This is a genomic window from Pirellulales bacterium (assembly GCA_036490175.1).
Classification (GTDB): Bacteria; Planctomycetota; Planctomycetia; order Pirellulales; family JACPPG01; genus JACPPG01.
The window spans coordinates 46,405-64,308 of the sequence record DASXEJ010000142.1 but is presented as its reverse complement, the minus strand read 5'-3'; the positions used below and the strand labels follow the sequence as shown (position 1 = coordinate 64,308).

Here is a 17,904-nt window from a genome sequence, read left to right as displayed (position 1 = left end):
CCAAGTCTGTCTTATCGATCCTGGCATTCGGAAAAGCGCGGATCGCGAGTTCAAGGCCTAGTACACGGGCCATGCGAATCATGCCCAGCCCAAACGGCGCCGACAAAATGGCGGTCGCCACGACAACGAACAAGGTCGAGAACCGCGGCGGAACATTCAAATGATGCTCGCACAGATTGCGTAGATCATCCGATTGGATCGAGGCCGTGATGATGATCGCCGTAAACAGCGTCGCATCGACAGCTAGCCAGCGACCGAGCCGACGCACACGCGATGTTTCCTTGTTCGCGGATGTCGTCCGCATCCGCTCGAACCAGGAACCATACAAGGCCGCAAAAGTTTGCATACGTCGTGGCAATTTGCGATCGACGAACGCGGCCGTGGGCTCGGCGGCGCGAATCAACCAAGGCGTCAACAAGGTTGTCAGTCCCGAGACCGCCACCGCGATGGAATAGAGCGGCACGCCCTCAGTCGCGTTCGTTGTCACGCCGATGCCGGCGATAATGAACGAGAATTCGCCGATCTGCGCCAGACTCATTCCGGACTTCACCGAGGATTGGATGCTCTGGCCGGTTAAGAATGCGCTGAACGTCACGGACAAAACTTTGCCTACCACGACCGCCGCTAGAAACACCAATACAGCTACCCAGTGGGCGGCAATATCGACTGGATCAATCAACATGCCGACCGAGACAAAGAAGACCGCCGCGAACACATCTGTGACGGGCTGTGCCAGGCGCTCGATGGTTCGTTCGACTCCCGATTCCGCCACCAGTCCACCGGCGATAAACGCCCCCAAGGCGACCGAGTAACCAAACAGCGCCGCCAGAGATGCGAAACCAAATGCTAGCCCGACCGTGGCCACGACCGTGGTCTCGTTGCGACCCAAGCTATGGACGGCGCGCATAGCGCGCGGCACCGTGAGCAGACCGACGACGGTCAGTACAACTAGGAATAATGCCAAGCGTCCGCCCGTCAGCGCGAGTTCCATCGGCCCGAGACTTTCGCCGGCCGAAAGCGCCGTCAGGATGGCGATTAGCACGATCGCGATCAGGTCTTCGACAATCAGCACGCCGAAGACAACGTGCGTGAAATCGCCGCGGATCCGTTGCTCTTGAAAGGCCTTCACGATGATTGTGGTGCTGGAAATCGCGATAACGGCGCCAGCATACAGACTAGCTAATCGCGACCAGCCAAAGGCCTGGCCAATGAGATAGCCCAGCCACAACATCAGGCTGCACTGGACGATGCCAACGAATCCGGCCGTAGGTCCGACGCGGGCCAGCTTGGTAAGGCTGAATTCGATGCCCAGCGAAAACATCAGCAGAATGACGCCCAATTCTGCTAACTTCCCCACAATGTGGCTATCCGCCACAAGTGGAATGGGAATATGGGGACCGACGACCATGCCCGCCAGCAAGTAGCCGAGCACGACGGGCTGCCGGAGCCGCTGGAACAGCACGGTTGTCACCGCCGCCACGCACAAAACCGCGGTCAACGTTTGGAGAAACTCTTGGGCGTCGTCCATCGAACGTTGACTCCGTCTAGCAAAGCATCGGCTGAGCGTGTCCCCCTTTTCGTAGGACACCTGACACACCAGCGGGGGCTGCGGCGACCTGAAAAGGTACAACAGATCGAAAGATCCAGGGTGTCCGTCGTCGCGACGAATATAGCAGCAATGCGGGCTGGGCTACTGCGCTGATTCGTTTTGCTGTCCATGCGCAACAAAAAACCTTGGCCCGGGCGACATGGTCACCCGAGCCAAGGCCGTCCTTCTGGCTTGGCGACAGCCAGAATCCCCACGAGTACGTTAGAGTCCTAGCGTTCGCGTAGCCGCAATCAACTGTCGCGTTCGCACGGAATCACGAACGACTCAACTGCCTGCTCACACAACGTTAGAACTAGATTCATTTTCCCGACGCTGCCTTTGGTGGAACTGAAAGGCGTTGATTGGTACATACCTACACGCCTTGCGGTGGTCCCTCTCCCCATTTAATGGGGAGAGAGACATTGCCAGACGGGGTCAGACGAAAATGTACCCCTCTTCGTTGTGCTGCGTGATGTCGAGGCCTTGCAACTCTTCGTCGCGCGAAACGCGCAAGCCCATCGTCAGATCCAACACCTTGAGCAGCACATACGAGACGGCGCCTGCAAAGACCCAGGTCGCCACCGTGGCGATGATCTGGGCTTTGAGCACCGGACCTCCTTCAAGAGAACCAAGGGTTGCGCCCTTGCCAATGTCCCAAACGGCGCGCGTGGCGAAGATGCCTGTCAGTAACGCGCCGAGTGTGCCTCCGAGGCCGTGTACGCCGAAAGCATCGAGTGAATCGTCGTAGCCCAACTTGTGCTTCATCACAGAGCAAGTCAGGCTGCACATGCAACCGGCCATCAGCCCCATCGCGATCGCAGGCATGGGCTGAACGAATCCGGCCGCGGGCGTGATGCACACGAGCCCTGCGACGGCGCCTGACGAGGCACCCAGCAGCGTCGGCTTGCCACCACGAATCCAATCCATCAGGGACCAGGCCAGGCAGCCGGCTCCCGCCGAAAAATGCGTCGCGGTGAAGGCGCTGGCGGCGATGCCGTCGGCCGCGAGGGCACTCCCAGCATTGAAACCGAACCAGCCGACCCACAATAAGCCGGCACCCAAGGCGGTGTAGGTCAAATTATGCGGCGGCATCGGTTCGGTACCGTATCCTGTGCGCTTACCGAGAACCAAGGCACACACCAGAGCCGAGACGCCCGAGCTGATATGCACGACCGTGCCACCAGCAAAATCGAGTGCACCGCCGGCGCAATAGGTCTTCGCATGTTCCGAGCCATAGGCAAAGATGCCACCCCCCCATACCCAATGGCATAACGGACAGTAGACCAGCAATCCCCACAGGATCATGAAGACCACCATCGTGCTGAACTTCATGCGTTCGGCAAAGGCACCACAGATCAGTGCCGGCGTGATGATAAAGAACATTCCTTGAAACAGCATGTGCGTGAACCAGGGGATGTTAAGTGTGGGGAAAAGCGGAATGTCTGATCCCTTGCCCTCGGTCCAAGTGGCCTGCAATCCATTCATAAAAAAGTGATCCGCATTGCCGATCCAGGCATCGGGCGCAGCAATACCGCCAAAACAAAGGGAATACCCGACGGTGCCCCACAGCACGGTCATTAATCCCATCAAGAACATGCATTGCATCAGCACGCTAACGACGTTCTTTTTGCGCACCAAGCCGCCATAGAACATTGCCAATCCAGGCGTAGTCATGGCCAACACCAAGGCCGAGGACATCAGCATCCAGGCATTGTCGCCACGATCTAGCACGTGAGGTGGCGCGGGCGCCTCGGCCGAGGTGCCGGCCGGCCCCGCGGCCGCTTCGATGGCGGCTTCGGCGGCCTCCTGCGCCGACGCCTCGTGCTGAAGAGGAATGAGAATCGTCAAAAACAACACCGCCGGACAGAACAACCACAGCAATTTCTTCATGTCTGGACTCGCTCGTCTAGAAGGACTACCTGGCAAGACGGAATCACATTGACAGTGGGTCCAGGTTGCACCCCTGCAAGATTTCCGAGAATCATCGAAACTTACGCAACCGAGCTTTGGAACGGCAAATAGCGCGTTCACGGCCTCTAACGCACCCGACCATGAATGGCTTCTCGCTCGCGCATGGCAATGCTCCCTTGCTCATGGTGCGAGTGCCAACGCGTTCGTCAGGCAATAGGGTTAATGGACAAAAAGGGTACGCCCCATCCCTGGGACTGACAGCGGAAGCGACGGCCGAGCTTGCTGCGAGCAGCGGATGGCGAATTGTGCCGTCCGAAAAAGGCGTCACAGCTGCAGCTTGACACGCAGGGCATGCAGGCTCGGGAACGACAAAGAGAGCCTTGTCGGATCACCCGTCGAAATTGCCGCAATAGTTTGCAGAGGAATCATGGTGGCGCAAATCGAACCGCGCCACTTCCATTTGCCATGTCCAGGGACAAAAGAATACCACCGCGAGGCGGACGTGATGCTCGATGCGACAGGAGAACGAGCGCTGCCCTGCCCCTGCTCGACGAGTTGCGGGGAAGAGGGGAACGAGACATCTCGAAGCACAACCAAGTGCAGTACGCCCAATGGGACAGCAGAGGCCACTAGCGCCAAAATGAGCCGTCGGGAAACCATGATCGCATCGGTTTGGTTGTGGTCAGCAGCACCGCAATTCAATGCGAGCCGCAACTAGCTCGCGGGCTTCCGCAACGCATTCCACATGCCAAACGCTTTCGTTTCCTGATCAGGATCGTGTAACCATTCCTTTCAGAATGAGTTGCGTCTCACAAAATGAGGACTCCTCGGAGCACCGAAGGTACTTTTCCAGATTGCAATGCATGTGCCTAAAGCACGGCATGCGCGGATCAAAGGCACCCCATGTCTGCAAAACCGTCCACAGGAATGCAGACGTCGGGAAACCAGGATGACGAGTTCGTCTTGCGCGACAGGCCCTGGTGGTGCGACCACCCAGCTACGTCGCGCCTGCCGGAGCGGGTCGACTACCCTCGACCATGGCGACCGAACATTTTTTCCCCAAAAGCTCGGCCACGCCACCATAAAACTCTTGGGGCACAGGCCGATTTAGCGACACGCCCTCATACAACGACCGGGTGAGTGCCGCCTCTGTGGCGCAGGGCACGCGCTGAGCCTCCGCCGACTCGCGCATTTTCGAGGCGGCCGGGCCGGCTCCTTTCGCAACCACCAAGGGAGAGGACATCGACGACGCATCGTAGCGCACGGCAACAGCCAGTCCTTTCCCGTCAACGATCAGTAAATCGGCCTTCAACGTGCTCGCCACTTGCGCCGCCGCCCGTGACTGGCGATGCCACGCGCGACGCCGTGACATAACCTGCGGGTCGCCGTGCATACTGCGCAACTCCTCGCGGATCTCTTGCGAGGTCATCCGCAAATCGCGCTCGTGACGCCAACGCTCGTAGGCATAGTCCATGCCGGCTATCGTCAGCAGTGCCACGCCGATCTTGAGAGTTGTCCAGACGATTATTTGTGCCATAAAGGCCGCCAACTCGGCCACAGGTAAATGACCGCTATTGAGAACACGTTCGAGTTCTGAGTCCAGGCAATACCACGCTACGCTGGTTACGACGACGAGTTTGATAAAGCCAAAAGCCAATCGTCCAAAGTTTGCCAACGAAACCAGGCGACTGAATCCCTCCAGGGGATCGATGCGCGAGAAGTCCGGCAATATCTTACCGGGTAGGAAAATCAATCCGACCTGCAGAACATTGCCGGAAATCGCCAATAGCATCATCAGCCCGAGGATGGGCAACAACACGACGGCCAGCGATGTCAACAGACCGCTCCACTCGCTTGTCACAAACGAGATATCTGCCGACAGCCACGGATCGCCCCCGAGTTGACGAATCGTGAGATTGCCTAGGAAATCGACAATCGGCCCCCCCAGCCACAGCAACGTTATGACCGCACCGCAAAGCAACAGGGCGGAAGATGCATCGCGGCTGCGGGCAACCTGGCCCTGCTCACGCGCCTGCTGGCGACGATGCGACGTCGGCTCCTGTGTTTTGTCGCCGGTCAATTCGGCCATGGGAAAGTATCTCGTCCGCCTTCTAAACTATGCCACTGCGAAGTACCGATCTACGCAACGATTCCTAACGCAGTTCCAGAGTGTTGGGCCCGGTCGACGCCAGCGCATCTAGAACGAGCACGATCGCCGGCTGCAATCGATCCTCGAATAGCCAGGCGATGGTGCCCAGAAGCATCGCCAACATCCCAAAGGCAATGATCGCATTGGGACCGAATCCGACCGACAAGATATTCAACTGTGGCAATGTTCGTCCGATCAAGCCGAGGACGAGTGTGGCCAGCAACAACGAGATCACCAGTGGCGCCGCTGCTTTGATCCCCAGCGAAAAGCTTTCGGTCAGCAATGCCACCAGAGCGTCGGCCACCGACCCCGGTAACCGGCCGCTTCCCAGAGGAAGCGTCGAAAACGTATTCATCAAACCGGCCAAGAGCCAGCGATGCCCGCCAATCAATAGATACACGGCCAATGTGAACGAACCCAAAAATTGCGACACCACGGGCACATTCGCGTCCAGGCCGGGATCGAAAACCTCGGCAAGCGAAAGTCCACTCGCCTGGGCCATCAACTGGCCCGCCAGCTGCATGCCGGCAATAAGGATCGTCGCTCCGACACCGAGGGCCAAGCCAATGAGCAGTTCTACGCCGACGGTCAGTAACCACTCGATCAAAGATGCCGGCGCGACAATGTCGCTCGTGGCCTGCGCAGGTAAAAGCAGAATTGCCAAAGCGATCGCGACAAAGGCGCGAATATGGGCCGGCACGGCCATCGCAGAGAATAGCGGCGCGACGAACACCATTCCCCCCACGCGCCCCAGCACGAGCGTAAAGACCAGCAAGTGCGTCGGTAACAGTTCCACTATCCACGGCATGGTCGCACTCGATGGGGTCGCGTGTAAAAAGTTGCCACGCCCGGCGCGCTTTGGGCGAACAGCATTGGCTGGGGGCGCCGCTCGACGCTATCAAAGTGACGCCGGAATGTTCTCGATCAGATCGCGAAAGTATTCCGTCATGCGCGTGAGCAACCATGGCATGCTCAGCGAGAGCACGATCAACGTGGCAACCAACTTGGGAACGAAGGCGATCGTCTGTTCCTGTATCTGCGTCACGGCCTGGACCAAACCCACGATCAAGCCCACAACCATACCGACAATCAGAACCGGCGCGCTGACGATCAACATCGTCATCACGGCCTCGCGTGCCAGGTCGATTGCGACGTGCGGTTCCATAAACCCTTCTGGCTATCGATGTGGGTTGACGTGCGTAAAGCACCTCGGAACTACGCCGCAACCTGCGACCACGATCATGAGTAGGCTTGGAAACTTGCCAAGAGCATACCCACGATCAAATGCCAGCCATCGACCAAAACAAATAACATCAGTTTGAACGGCAACGAGATCAGCACCGGGGGAAGCATCAGCATGCCCATCGAAACCAGCACACTGGCGATCACCATGTCGAGAATCAGAAACGGCAAATAGATTTGAAAACCGATGAGAAATGATGTCTTAAGTTCGCTGAGCATGAATGCGGGAATCAACGCCGCAAGCGGCACGTCCTCGTAGTATTGATATTCCTGTGTGGCGGCGTTGGGCAAGTAATCGAGAAACAGTCGCACGTCCTCGCTATTCCCCGTCTTCTCAATCTGCATACTCATGAAGCGTCTGACGGGCTTGCAGCCGGCGGTCCATGCTTGATCCAAGTCGATCTGACGATTGCTGTAGGGAACGACGGCGTTGTCGTAGACGTCTTTCCAAACCGGCGCCATAACCAATAGGGTCAAGAACAGCGCGATCGATGTCATCACCTGATTCGGCGGCAACTGCTGCGCACCTATAGCTTGCCGCAACAAGCTCAGCACTACGACGATTCGCACGAAGCAGGTTGTCATCAAAAGCACGGCGGGTGCCAGGCTCATGACCGCCAGCAACAGCATCACTTGGATCGACGAGCTTAATCCCTCAGGGCTTGTCCAACCCGCAGGGCCGGCAAGCAGACCTTCCGGCAATTCGAGACTTGCGGGCGCGTTGAGCCCCTCCTGGGCGGCGACCGATTGCCCCCAGGCAAGCACCAGCGCGACCCCGACGACAAGGACTGGCAAACACCACCTGTAACGAGGGCTAGACATCGTGCTCCTCCGGCCGAACACTGGCGTGCAGCCCTAGCCCCATCTGAGCCTTCGTCGCACGAGCTGTCGACGATCGCTCTTTGAAATGTTGGAGGACGTCGCGAAACGAAGGATTCGCACCGCCGACATTCGAGCCACGGCAAAGTGTGGCCAGGCGGTCGGCCTCGGCGACATCTGTCACCTCGGCCAGTGTTTCGGCGCCAGCCGGTGACACGCCGATCAACAACAGGCTTTTGCCCAAGCGCACGAGTTGGGCCTGCTGGCGATGGCCGAGCGTGGTATGCCCGAGCACCTCGACTACCTCGGCCGGCAGTCGTCGTGACGCTTGCGGCGTGCTACGCCGCATAACCCAGACGACGGCCAAAAACAGTCCCAGTACCACGGCGAGACTCGTCAGTGCCTTCAGGCCATGTGAGGCGCCGCGCGCCGACGGCGTGCTTTGATTACTTACTGGTGATTCGGCGGCCCCGAGCCGGATTTTCTCTTCGCCGGGCTCAACATCGCGCGGCGCCGCGCCCGGCGCCATGCCATTGCGAGGGGAAGCTGTCGCTCCGCGGTCGATGTACGGCGGCGCATTTGAGGACGCAGTATGAGTCGTTTGGCGAATGGAACCGGAGGCGGCGCGCCCCGCCGCGATGCCGTTGTCGGTAGGAGGCGCAGCCTGCAATGGCCGCGGCGCCAAGAGTTGTTGGCCAACGAATGCCGCCACGCAAGCAGTGGCGTACACAAGCGATCGGTGATGTGGGCGATGATCGATCATGCGTGCTTGCGATTTGTTCTGATCGAACATTGTTTGCTGAAAACTGCCATCGTGCCAGACATGCGTGCAGCCACGAGCGGAGCGCCTAATCGCACGCCACGTTCGCCGCGGTCGCCACCAGGTCGGTGATGCGAATGCAGAATTTCTCGTCGAGCACCATTACGTTACCGCGCGCGACCAATCGACCGTTGACATAAACATCCGCAGGATCATTCGCCAGCTTGTCGAGCGGAACGACCGCCCCAGAGCGCAAACCAAGCATTTCGTCCCGGCTCACCTCCGCGCGCCCCATCTCGATCCTCAGACTGGCCTCTACAGGACCCTCGTCAACGGACAACGCGCTGGGCATCCCCGCCAGCGACCCCACAAAATCGCGGAACTCGAATGAGCGTGGCGTTGCCGCATGCGTCGGGGGGGCCAGCGCGGCTAACGCGGCCTCGGTCGCATCAAACATCCGTTCAACTCCCTCGGAAAGCCGCGCGGCGTCGCCTGTGCGCCCGTGCGAAGGATGATCGTCGGCGTTGGGATCGCCCGCTGCCATGTGGGAGCCAATCCTCAGGTCAGGCATAGCAGCCTTTTGACCGGCTGCCTGCCATCGCAGTTTTGCAAAAACTCTTGCGTGGCCCACGACGACTGGCGCGTCGGGTGCCGCAAGCATCGTGAAGGCGCGATTCGGGGCGGTATTTGTCGCTGAATTTCGATGCCGGATCAAGATCAACCCCCTGCCCTTGCCGGCGATCCGGCGGCTGGGTTCCAGCTGTCGAGACGCGCGGACGACGTGCTAGCATCGTAGCGATTAGAAGTCCGCCTGATGGCCGCTGGCACGGCTGGCCAGTTCGTCAAACTGCCGTTGATCGCGCCGTTGCTGGTCGGCACGGAATCGCACGTGTTGGTTCTCGCGTAGCTTCTCCAGCGTGCGCACTTCGCGATCGCCGGCCAACAGCGCCTCGCGCCGCCGCACAATCTCGTCGTTTAGCACGGCCATTTCCTGGGTGCAGCGTGCCTCGTCTTGCCGTAACCCGGCAATGTAGACCCCCGCTGCTTGCAACCGGGCGATATCGACGATACCCGCTCGCGCTGCGTGAGCGCGTGTTGCCACCTGCAACTCGGCGGTGACTCGGTTCTGGCGGGCTCGCGTATTCTCCAACAGGCTCAAGGCCTCGGCGAGATCCCGTCGCAATCGATCCCGCTCTGTCTGATGGAGGTTGATCAGTGTCTCGAGTCGGAATTTGAATTTGCCCATCGTCCTGCGCCGTGGTACATGGGTTCCGCTGCACGACAAGACTCGGATTACCTAACAGCAGTGGTAGCGGATGATTGCACTCGCTGTTGCGCCAAGCGCGCAAGATTTAAGAGCGCCTCGCGGGCCTCGTCAATAGTGACAGCCTCGTCGATGCTCTGCCTAAGAAAATGCTGCATCGGTTCCAGCATCTGCAGGGCCACGTCGACCATGCGGTTGCCGCCGGTGCGATAGGCACCGATCGAGATCAGGTCCTCATGATCGCGATAGGCGGCCAGCAACTCGCGCACCAGAGTCGCCGCCTCGCGATGTGCGGGCGTGGTCACCTCGGTCATTAACCGGCTGAGGCTATCCAGCACATCTATCGCCGGAAAATGACCTCGGCTGGCAAGTTTTCGAGAGAGCCAAGTGTGCCCGTCCAATAGCGATCGCAATGTGTCGCTGATCGGCTCGTTAGGATCGTCGGCTTCAACGAGCACGGAGTAAAACGCCGTAATGCTGCCGCGCGAAGTCAAGCCGGCGCGCTCGACTAGTTTCGGCAACGTGGCAAAGACCGACGGCGGATAGCCGCGTGTCGTTGGCGGCTCGCCGGCAGCCAGGCCGATCTCGCGCTGCGCCAGCGCATAGCGAGTCAGCGAGTCAACTAGCAACAGCACATCCTGGCCTTGCTCGCGAAAGTATTCGGCAATCGCGGTGGCGGTTAATGCAGCGCGTGTGCGCATCAAGGCCGGTTCGTCACTGGTGGCGACAACTACCACGCTGCGTCCTAGACCGAATTGTTGCAGATCACGCTCGAGGAACTCATTGACTTCACGGCCGCGCTCGCCGATTAGCGCTATGACATTGACGTCTGCGCGCGAGTTGCGCGCCATCATGCCCAATAGCACGCTCTTGCCGACCCCGGCGCCGGCGAAGATTCCCATCCGTTGTCCCTTGCCACAAGTCAGCATGCCATCAACCGCCCTGACGCCGGTCGATAGCGGGATTGAAATCCGAGGACGTGAAACGGGATTCGAGGCACAACCGTCGATTGGCACCCGCTCTAATAGCGCGGGCTGGGGACGACCGTCGAGCGGAGCGCCATGCGCGTTGACGACGCGGCCGAGTAATCCCTGGCCCACGCGTAACCAATTTCGGCTTCGTACCAGCCGTACGCGACTGCCGTGACGTACGCCGTGCATATCACCCCACGGCGCTAGTAGAGTGAGGTCGTCGTGAAAGCCGATCACCTCCGCCAACACTTCCGAACCGATCTGGCGTTCGATTCCTACAGTGGCGCCTAACGGCGCGCGAAACCCAGCCACCGCGGCCGTCGTGCCGACGGTGCGCACCAAACGGCCCGTCATTGCCGACGGCATGATTCCATCCAGTTGATCGATCATGTCGAACATCGTCGCCACTACTCGTCAAAGATTAGGTCAACTCTTCCGCGACCCGCGCCAGTTGCGACTCGAACTGCTGATCTACCGATCCGTGTTCCGTATCTACGCGGCAGCCGCCAGGGCTGATCGAGGTGTCGACAAACAACTCGATGGTCGCCGCCGAGGCATGCTGGTCTAAGAGGCGCTGAACCTGAGGTGCCAGCGTGTCGAGGTCGCTGGGATTCATGTGCAGCCGCAACCGCGTCGAGCCCGCGGCCAGTTGCAGGGCCTCGCGCACCAGTGCGATGGGGATATCCGGCACGGCAGCAAGTTCGCGACGTATCAGCCGACGCGCAATCGAGGTCGCCAAGCGGATAACCCGTGCTTCCCACTCGGTCAGCCACTGCTGCCGGACAAGCGCGAATTCCCGGCATCCTTTGTCGAGTGCGGGTCGCAGGGTTGCGAACTGCGCAGCCACTTTCTCTTCGAGAACGCGATCGACGACTTTTTCGGCCGCCTGGCGGCCCTCGATTTCTGCCCGCTCGCGAATGGCAGTGGCAGCATTCACGGCCTCGGCGATGATCGCTTCGGCCTCGCGTCGCGCACGGGCTACCCCCTCTGCAGCCTGCGCCGCTATGTCGTCGAAATTGAAATGCGCTGCCGGGCCACGCTGATCGGCTCGAATCACTTTAGGCATAGGGCGCTCTCGTGTCGCTGCCGATTTTGGTCAATCAAAATCGGGGAGGAGTGTCTGGGTCATTTGGATTCACCGAATCCGCCGCTGCCGATTAGTCGGCAACACTTTGCGGCAACGAGGCCAGTGTTACGCTACTCTGATGCACAAGAGTCTCGGTCAGCCTGGCCAGCTCTTGTTGCGCCGACTCGACGTCGGCCAAGCGTATTGGTCCCAGAGACTCTATCGCGCGACGTAAATGCTTGGCCTCTTCTCCTGGTAGTTGTCGTGCGACCCGCTCGACGAAACTTTCAGCGGCGCCAGCCAACGCCAGCACTATCATTTGCGGATCAGCATTGCGCAGCATGGATGCCAAGCCCGCGTCATTGAGGTATTCCAAGTCGTCGAAAGCGAGCCGGGGCGCGGTGACCATCTCTTGATCATAGGACGCATCGTATAGGGCCAGCCTGTCGAGAATCTGTTGCTGCACGCGAGGCGCCGCGGCCTGTACGACCCTTGTCAGCTGGTTCCTATCCGTGGCATGTCGTCCGCGCGTGCGGGCCGGCGGCGCGAGCCGTGTCAGCAGGCCTTGCTCGATTTCATGCAACACCGCGGCATCGGCATCGCCTAGTGCCATCCAACAACGGAGTACCTCACCCTGCAGAGAATCGGGAAGTTCACCCAATATGATCGACGCGTGCGATTCCGATAACCGCGAGAGCACTACGGCAATGGTTAGAGGGCGCTCTCCCACGAGCACTTTGACCAGAGCGGCAGGCTCGGCATGTTCCAATAATTCAAAGACTGGTGCCGCGTTTGCAAGCGGTCGTTCGAATGCCGTTGAAAGCGCCGGTACCAGATTCGCGTCAATGGCCGAGGATTCCGCCGAGATGTAGAGCTCGACTCCGTCTTCTGGTTGCCGAGCTATCGTGCTGTCGATGCTTGCGAATCCTCGGCTGAGAAAATCGTCGATGACCGCCTGCTCGTCTACATCGGCAATGTCGCCGAGAGAAATGATCATCTGCCGCACCTGGGCAGAGTGCTCTGCGGAAAGTCCCTCGAGGATGCCGTCAGCACTGTGGGTGTCCAAGGCGGCAACCAGGATGGCCACGCGGCGCAGCGAGTCGTGTGCGAGCGTCATTGTTAATTCGAGTTTCCGATCCAAGATCGCAGAATATTCGCCGCGGCGGAGGGATCTTTGCGCACTGCGTCAGCGAGTTCGTCGCGCAGCGACCTGCCCGCGGTAACTGGCCGGGCGGTTTCGGAAGGGCGCTTTGATGGCGGAACAACGCCTCGTCGCGGTTGCCCATCGGCAGGGACGTCCGTGGCTTTACCTCGTGGCGAACGCCTCGCCGCACGTAATGTCGATCGTAGTGTCATCAGACCAATAGTCATGGCGGCGATTACAATCCAGGTGCTCCAATTGCTCAGCACCCAATCGACCGCAATCGTGCTCGACGAGGGCTCGGGCTGGTCGGGCTCAATCACGTGCGAAAAGGGAGTGACCGTAACGAAATCGCCCAGCGAGGACGACAGGCCGGCGCCAGGTAACAGCGGTGTTACGTGTTCGCGAATGCGGGCAATTTCTTCCGTTTGAATCTGCGCGAGTTCGGCCACCGGCGGCGTCAGCCCGTCGTAAGCCTGCGCGGCATGTCGTTCGCGCCAGACACGAACAAAATAACTTGTCGGCACGCCTACCGAGATCGTCACGCGTCTGGGAGTCAGACCGGCCAACTCGGTGGTCGTTTGATTCTGCGCCGGACGATCATTCGCGGGGCCGCCATGCGCCGGAGAGGCTTTTGGCCCCAAGGGCAAGACGGAATCGATCAGTACCGGCAAGTTCGAGCTCTCTTTCGACGAGACCAATGGGCTGCCGGCCAGACCACCCGGTTCGTTGACGGTCGATCGCTGCGGCTCGAAGCGATCGACCGAGGCGGCGCGATTGGCATCGGACTCGATGCGCGTTTCCTCGTGTCGCAGTTCTCGCTCTAGTTCCACATGCGCACTGACCGTGATTCCGGAGACGTAAGTCAGCGCCTTATGGACGGACTCTTCGTAGTCTGCCTGATACTTGAGTTTTAGGCTGCGATAATCTTCGACACCCCCGCCGGCAACACCTGACCCGCGGCCGCCATAGACCAGATGGTTGATCTTGTCGACGACGGTCACATCTTGTGGTGACATCATCAACGCGGCCGCTACGGTGCGCTGGAAAAAAGCGGCTCGGTCTTCGCTGAGCGATTGGCCGGCATGTAGCTTGAGAGCCACGAGAGCCGTCGAGATGCATTCTTGCCGAAGTCCTCGCGGCTCTTCTTTGTCGAAATCGACCTCGGCACTTTCCACCCCACTCATGCTACGCAGAATTAGGGCCACTCCTTTTTTCTTGGCGATCCGCGTATTTTCTGCTAACTGCTTCTGCGACGCGAACCAGGTCGCCTTGTCGGTTGCCTCAGAGAAAATGTTGGTGAGGGTTTGCGGCAGGGCATTGCCATCGGCGAGCGCTGCGAGATAGACAGCCTGTTTCTCTCGGGGAATGCGGAGACGATTCCCCTCGACCGTGAAATCATTCAGTTGCGCTTTGCCGAGCGCTCCCTGCATAGCCGTGATTTCGTCGCCGGAGAAGACTTGGCCGCCAAGCAGGTAGGTTGTCTCGCCAGCCAACTCATATCTGCCGAGGAAGCCCAGGCTGGCCAAGACGACTGCCATCAGCAAGGCCGCCGTGAGGCGAGCCCGAGGCGTCATCGTACGGACGAGGTCCGTCAGTTGGCTATACAGGCGATTGACGAGGTCCATCCCGCGCGCTCCTGAAATGCTCTGTCACAACCTTCCTGGTTGTGCGCTTAATTGACTCTGATATTCTGGCGCGGAGATTAGGCCGCTGTCGGTTCTCGTTGAATCATGCGGCGGCGGCCAGCGCTCGACGCGGCAGCCTGATGGTAAATGCGGCGCCGCCGTCGGGGCAGTTGGCGGCGAAGACATCGCCTCCATGCGCCTCGGCAATACTCTGCACGATCGCTAGTCCCAGGCCGGCCCGATTACTTTTGGTTGTATACAGGGGCTCAAAGGCCCGTTCCTTCGCTTCGTCGGCCAGCCCGACACCGCTATCAGCAATCTCTAGCTCGACGCAATGGTGCCCGACATACGACGTGACCACCAGCTCGCCACCGCCAGGCATGGCATCTAGGGCATTGCGTGTCAGGTTCGTTAGGGCGCGACGTAGCATGGCGGAATCGGCCTCGACCGATACATGCTCGGGCACGTCAATTGTCGTCGCCACGCCTTGAACACAGAGCGTGGGCAGCAATTCGGCATGGACTTCGCATACCAGTGCGCGCAAGTTAATCGGCTGCAAGTGAGGATGACGCTCGACGACGAATTGCATCAGGTTTTCAACCAGGCTATCGGCATCGACAAAGCTTTGATCGGCCTTTTGCAAAAGATCCAGTGCCACAGCATCGTCCAGGACGCGTCGGCGCAGCAGGTTAAGGTGCAAGCTGGCAGGAACCAACTTGTCACGGATGCCGATCGCCAGCTGCGCGGCGATTCGTCCGGCATGAGTCGGATCATCGCCGCGGATCAGCATGGGTTGCTTGGCCGCCAATTGTGTCGAGAGCCGTCTTACTTCGGCCTGCAGCGTCTCGTGCGTCTGTTCCCAACGAATCGTGGCATCGTGCCAGGCATTCAGTACGGTCTGCAGATCGGAGTCGACTGCTACTTCCGCCGGATCAGCCAGTCGCAACTTCGGGGATTTGCTGTTCATAGTCGGATCTCGTGGCGGACCTAACAAGCCAACACGCGACGCAGCCAGGCGCGCAAGGAAAAAAGAAGCGAGTTTCGAGCAAGGCGGCGCGCCGCCGCAGGTGAGCGACTGCCGCCGTCGCATCAGGCAAAACGAGACGTGAAAAGTCCAGGGCTTGTACTCGAAACGGCGCGACAGTGTCAATGTGGCTTGCTATCGAACGGTGCCCTCCGGACGTTGCGACATTTGCGCACGATTGGCTTGCCCCGCATAACGTGCAAGACGGCGATCATCGAACGGCGAAACCACGTCTGAGCCATGAAGCAAGCTAGCATTAGCCAGTACGTGCGATCTGGAGCTTCGCAACTAACGGCAATGATATAAAAGCAACCTGCTGATCTTGACGTCGTCTGCTGCCAGCGGATATGCCCTGGCGTGTTGAGTTGCTTCCCTACGGAGTGTCGTACATGGTCCGAGGTCCAACGATCGTTGCGCCGGTCGTAACGGCTGACCGCAGCGACCAACAGGCTAAGATCCATCTGCATCGGCAAAAACGGACTGCTTTCACCGCACGACACGGGTGGCTGCTTGGTCTGTTGCTGATCCTGGTTGCGACGGTAGCGCTCAGTTCGCTACGCATTCCAGCCGGGGCCGCGGCTGGTACAGTGTTCAACCGATCGGTCGAGGAGGCGAACACCGCAAGCGCTAGCACAGCGGCTCGTGAGGGGCAGGTCGCATGGCCAATCTTCCGCGTGGGGATCTTCAATATTCATGGCGGTCGCGGTCGTGATAACAATCGCGATCTGGCGCGTACGGCGCATTGCTTGCGCAAGTTGGATATCATCGGTTTGAATGAAGTCTTGGGTCCAAAGCTGTGGTGGCAGACCGACCAGGCACAGCAACTCGGAGAACTCCTGAAACTATCCTGGCTCTATGCGCCCACAGAGTCTCGCTGGTGGGACGGCTCATTCGGCAACGGCCTGCTGAGCACGTTGCCCGTACGATCTTGGCAGCGCATACCTCTGCCGCGCGGAGGCGCCCATACCTATCGAAACATTGTTCTCTCTACTGTCGAAGTCAGCGGCCAAACCGTCCAAATCCTCCTGACCCATTTGGACAGCCGCGACAGTGTTCGCCGCCAGGAGCAGCTGCGCACGGTGGGCGATCTGTTTTTGGCGTTGCGCGAGCCAGCCATTTTGATGGGTGACCTGAACACTCCGCCGGACGATCTGCAATTGGCAACATTGCTGGCTGCGCCGGGCGTGATTGACGCCATTGCGGCAAGTGCCCCTGAAGTGCCAGCGCATCGCATCGATTGGATCCTGGCTCGTGGTCTGCAGAGCGTAACCGCTGGCTGCGACGCCAGCGGAGCCTCGGACCATCCGCTCTTTTGGGCCGAGTTGCAAATCGTCGATTGATCTAGCGGCACGTCTGTGCTCGGCCAACGTTTCGCTCGGCATCTCCGCCGCTTGACCCTGGCAAGGGGCGCGTCTATCTTGCCCGCACGGCACTTCTTTGGCCGATTCCGTAATCGGGCTGGCTCGTCGGAAGTCGTGAGGATTCTGAAGTCTTTTTGCAGGGGACCATTTCCGCGATGGCAGATGATAAGCGCAATGCGCTAGTAACTGGCGCGGCAAGTGGCTTAGGCCGGGCGATTGCCCTGCGGCTGGCCCGCAATGGCTGGCGAATGGCGCTCGTCGACGTCAACGACGCAGAGAATGACGAGACACTACGGCAAGTGCGAGCCGCCGGCGGCGAAGGTTTTACTCATCATATGGACGTCGCTGATCCGCAAGCCTGGCAGCAGCTAAGCGAAACGCTAACCTCGCAGTGGCCACAGCTCGACTTGCTGGTCAACAACGCGGGTGTTGCCGGCTCCGGCGAGGTAAGCAAGTACCGGCTCGAAGACTGGCAATGGATCATGGGGATTAATCTCAATGCCGGAATCTACGGCTGCCACTTTTTTATTCCGTGGCTGAAGAAGAACCCGCGCGGTGCGCACATCATCAATACCTCCTCGTTGGCCGCCGTGGTCAACCGTCCTGGCATGGCCGGCTACAACGTAACCAAAGCGGGTATGCTGTCGCTCTCCGAAACTCTGTATGGCGAGCTGAAATCACACAATGTAGGAGTCACGGTCGTCTGTCCCTCGTTTTTCCAGACGAATCTTTTGAGCGGCGGCCGCCTGGAGAAAATCGACCGCGACATGGCCTCGAAAATGATGAAGACCGCAGGCTTCACAGCGGAAGATGTCGCCAACGAGGCGGTACGGGCCATGCAGGATAAGCGTCTTTATGTCATTCTGCCGAGCAAAGGGCGCACGTTCTGGCGCCTGAAGCGATTCTTTCCCAACTACGTGTGCAACTTGCTGGCGAAGGACTGGGCCAAACAGCTGGCCGCCGGCCGTGTGGGAAGGTAG

Annotated in this window: 16 protein-coding genes; 2 read left to right on the top strand and 14 right to left on the bottom strand. The window is 59.5% G+C overall.

The genetic code is table 11. The annotated features are described in order from the left end of the window. The 14 genes from VGG64_10950 to VGG64_10885 form a co-directional block, all read right to left on the bottom strand. A partial coding sequence (locus VGG64_10950; protein HEY1600113.1) for a cation:proton antiporter occupies positions 1-1,528 on the bottom strand: 1,528 nt, incomplete at its 3' end. Positions 1,529-2,023: 495 nt separating this feature from the next. After that, entirely contained in the window at positions 2,024-3,478 is a 1,455-nt protein-coding gene (locus VGG64_10945; GenBank protein HEY1600112.1) for an ammonium transporter, read from the bottom strand. A gap of 1,018 nt (positions 3,479-4,496) precedes the next feature. Then, complete coding sequence (locus tag VGG64_10940) at positions 4,497-5,588, bottom strand: EscU/YscU/HrcU family type III secretion system export apparatus switch protein (GenBank protein HEY1600111.1); 1,092 nt, start codon at positions 5,586-5,588, stop codon at positions 4,497-4,499. Positions 5,589-5,652: 64 nt separating this feature from the next. Next, entirely contained in the window at positions 5,653-6,456 is an 804-nt protein-coding gene (locus VGG64_10935; GenBank protein HEY1600110.1) for a flagellar biosynthetic protein FliR, read from the bottom strand. A 90-nt stretch (positions 6,457-6,546) separates the two neighbouring features. Next, positions 6,547-6,813 (bottom strand): flagellar biosynthesis protein FliQ, encoded by a 267-nt coding sequence (fliQ, locus tag VGG64_10930; GenBank protein HEY1600109.1) that lies wholly within the window; start codon positions 6,811-6,813, stop codon positions 6,547-6,549. 74 nt (positions 6,814-6,887) lie between these two features. Next, positions 6,888-7,712, bottom strand: a complete 825-nt coding sequence (fliP, locus tag VGG64_10925) for a flagellar type III secretion system pore protein FliP (GenBank protein ID HEY1600108.1) — start codon at positions 7,710-7,712, stop codon at positions 6,888-6,890. Continuing rightward, entirely contained in the window at positions 7,705-8,472 is a 768-nt protein-coding gene (locus VGG64_10920) for a flagellar biosynthetic protein FliO (GenBank protein ID HEY1600107.1), read from the bottom strand. Before VGG64_10920 ends, fliP begins: the two co-directional genes overlap by 8 nt. 85 nt (positions 8,473-8,557) lie before the next feature. Next, on the bottom strand, positions 8,558-9,013 hold the full coding sequence (locus tag VGG64_10915; protein HEY1600106.1) for a FliM/FliN family flagellar motor switch protein: 456 nt from the start codon (positions 9,011-9,013) through the stop codon (positions 8,558-8,560). 255 nt (positions 9,014-9,268) lie between these two features. Further along, positions 9,269-9,715, bottom strand: coding sequence for a flagellar export protein FliJ (fliJ, locus tag VGG64_10910; protein ID HEY1600105.1), 447 nt, complete (start codon positions 9,713-9,715; stop codon positions 9,269-9,271). A 47-nt stretch (positions 9,716-9,762) separates the two neighbouring features. Beyond that, positions 9,763-11,094: a FliI/YscN family ATPase gene (locus VGG64_10905; protein HEY1600104.1), complete on the bottom strand. Its 1,332-nt coding sequence runs from the start codon at positions 11,092-11,094 to the stop codon at positions 9,763-9,765. Between the two features lie 31 nt (positions 11,095-11,125). Next, the gene (locus tag VGG64_10900) at positions 11,126-11,770 is read right to left on the bottom strand and encodes a FliH/SctL family protein (protein HEY1600103.1); all 645 of its coding nucleotides are present in this window, start codon (positions 11,768-11,770) and stop codon (positions 11,126-11,128) included. Positions 11,771-11,861: 91 nt separating this feature from the next. After that, positions 11,862-12,887: a FliG C-terminal domain-containing protein gene (locus VGG64_10895; protein ID HEY1600102.1), complete on the bottom strand. Its 1,026-nt coding sequence runs from the start codon at positions 12,885-12,887 to the stop codon at positions 11,862-11,864. Positions 12,888-12,889: 2 nt separating this feature from the next. Further along, the gene (locus VGG64_10890) at positions 12,890-14,539 is read right to left on the bottom strand and encodes a hypothetical protein (protein ID HEY1600101.1); all 1,650 of its coding nucleotides are present in this window, start codon (positions 14,537-14,539) and stop codon (positions 12,890-12,892) included. A gap of 103 nt (positions 14,540-14,642) precedes the next feature. Further along, positions 14,643-15,506, bottom strand: a complete 864-nt coding sequence (locus VGG64_10885; protein ID HEY1600100.1) for a HAMP domain-containing sensor histidine kinase — start codon at positions 15,504-15,506, stop codon at positions 14,643-14,645. 446 nt (positions 15,507-15,952) lie between these two features. Here VGG64_10885 and VGG64_10880 point away from each other — a divergent pair, with 446 nt between their 5' ends. Next, positions 15,953-16,903, top strand: a complete 951-nt coding sequence (locus tag VGG64_10880) for an endonuclease/exonuclease/phosphatase family protein (GenBank protein HEY1600099.1) — start codon at positions 15,953-15,955, stop codon at positions 16,901-16,903. A gap of 176 nt (positions 16,904-17,079) precedes the next feature. Further along, complete coding sequence (locus VGG64_10875) at positions 17,080-17,904, top strand: SDR family NAD(P)-dependent oxidoreductase (GenBank protein HEY1600098.1); 825 nt, start codon at positions 17,080-17,082, stop codon at positions 17,902-17,904.

What these genes read in the sequence shown, in the direction of transcription:
- fliQ (HEY1600109.1), bottom strand. Translation starts at nt 6,813, where the DNA reads ATGGAACCGCACGTCGCAATCGACCTGGCACGCGAGGCCGTGATGACG.
- VGG64_10940 (HEY1600111.1), bottom strand. Translation starts at nt 5,588, where the DNA reads ATGGCCGAATTGACCGGCGACAAAACACAGGAGCCGACGTCGCATCGT.
- VGG64_10895 (HEY1600102.1), bottom strand. Translation starts at nt 12,887, where the DNA reads ATGACGCTCGCACACGACTCGCTGCGCCGCGTGGCCATCCTGGTTGCC.
- VGG64_10945 (HEY1600112.1), bottom strand. Translation starts at nt 3,478, where the DNA reads ATGAAGAAATTGCTGTGGTTGTTCTGTCCGGCGGTGTTGTTTTTGACG.
- VGG64_10905 (HEY1600104.1), bottom strand. Translation starts at nt 11,094, where the DNA reads ATGATCGATCAACTGGATGGAATCATGCCGTCGGCAATGACGGGCCGT.
- fliJ (HEY1600105.1), bottom strand. Translation starts at nt 9,715, where the DNA reads ATGGGCAAATTCAAATTCCGACTCGAGACACTGATCAACCTCCATCAG.
- VGG64_10935 (HEY1600110.1), bottom strand. Translation starts at nt 6,456, where the DNA reads ATGCCGTGGATAGTGGAACTGTTACCGACGCACTTGCTGGTCTTTACG.
- VGG64_10915 (HEY1600106.1), bottom strand. Translation starts at nt 9,013, where the DNA reads ATGGCAGCGGGCGATCCCAACGCCGACGATCATCCTTCGCACGGGCGC.
- VGG64_10875 (HEY1600098.1), top strand. Translation starts at nt 17,080, where the DNA reads ATGGCAGATGATAAGCGCAATGCGCTAGTAACTGGCGCGGCAAGTGGC.
- VGG64_10890 (HEY1600101.1), bottom strand. Translation starts at nt 14,539, where the DNA reads ATGGACCTCGTCAATCGCCTGTATAGCCAACTGACGGACCTCGTCCGT.
- fliP (HEY1600108.1), bottom strand. Translation starts at nt 7,712, where the DNA reads ATGTCTAGCCCTCGTTACAGGTGGTGTTTGCCAGTCCTTGTCGTCGGG.
- VGG64_10885 (HEY1600100.1), bottom strand. Translation starts at nt 15,506, where the DNA reads ATGAACAGCAAATCCCCGAAGTTGCGACTGGCTGATCCGGCGGAAGTA.
- VGG64_10880 (HEY1600099.1), top strand. Translation starts at nt 15,953, where the DNA reads ATGGTCCGAGGTCCAACGATCGTTGCGCCGGTCGTAACGGCTGACCGC.
- VGG64_10900 (HEY1600103.1), bottom strand. Translation starts at nt 11,770, where the DNA reads ATGCCTAAAGTGATTCGAGCCGATCAGCGTGGCCCGGCAGCGCATTTC.
- VGG64_10920 (HEY1600107.1), bottom strand. Translation starts at nt 8,472, where the DNA reads ATGATCGATCATCGCCCACATCACCGATCGCTTGTGTACGCCACTGCT.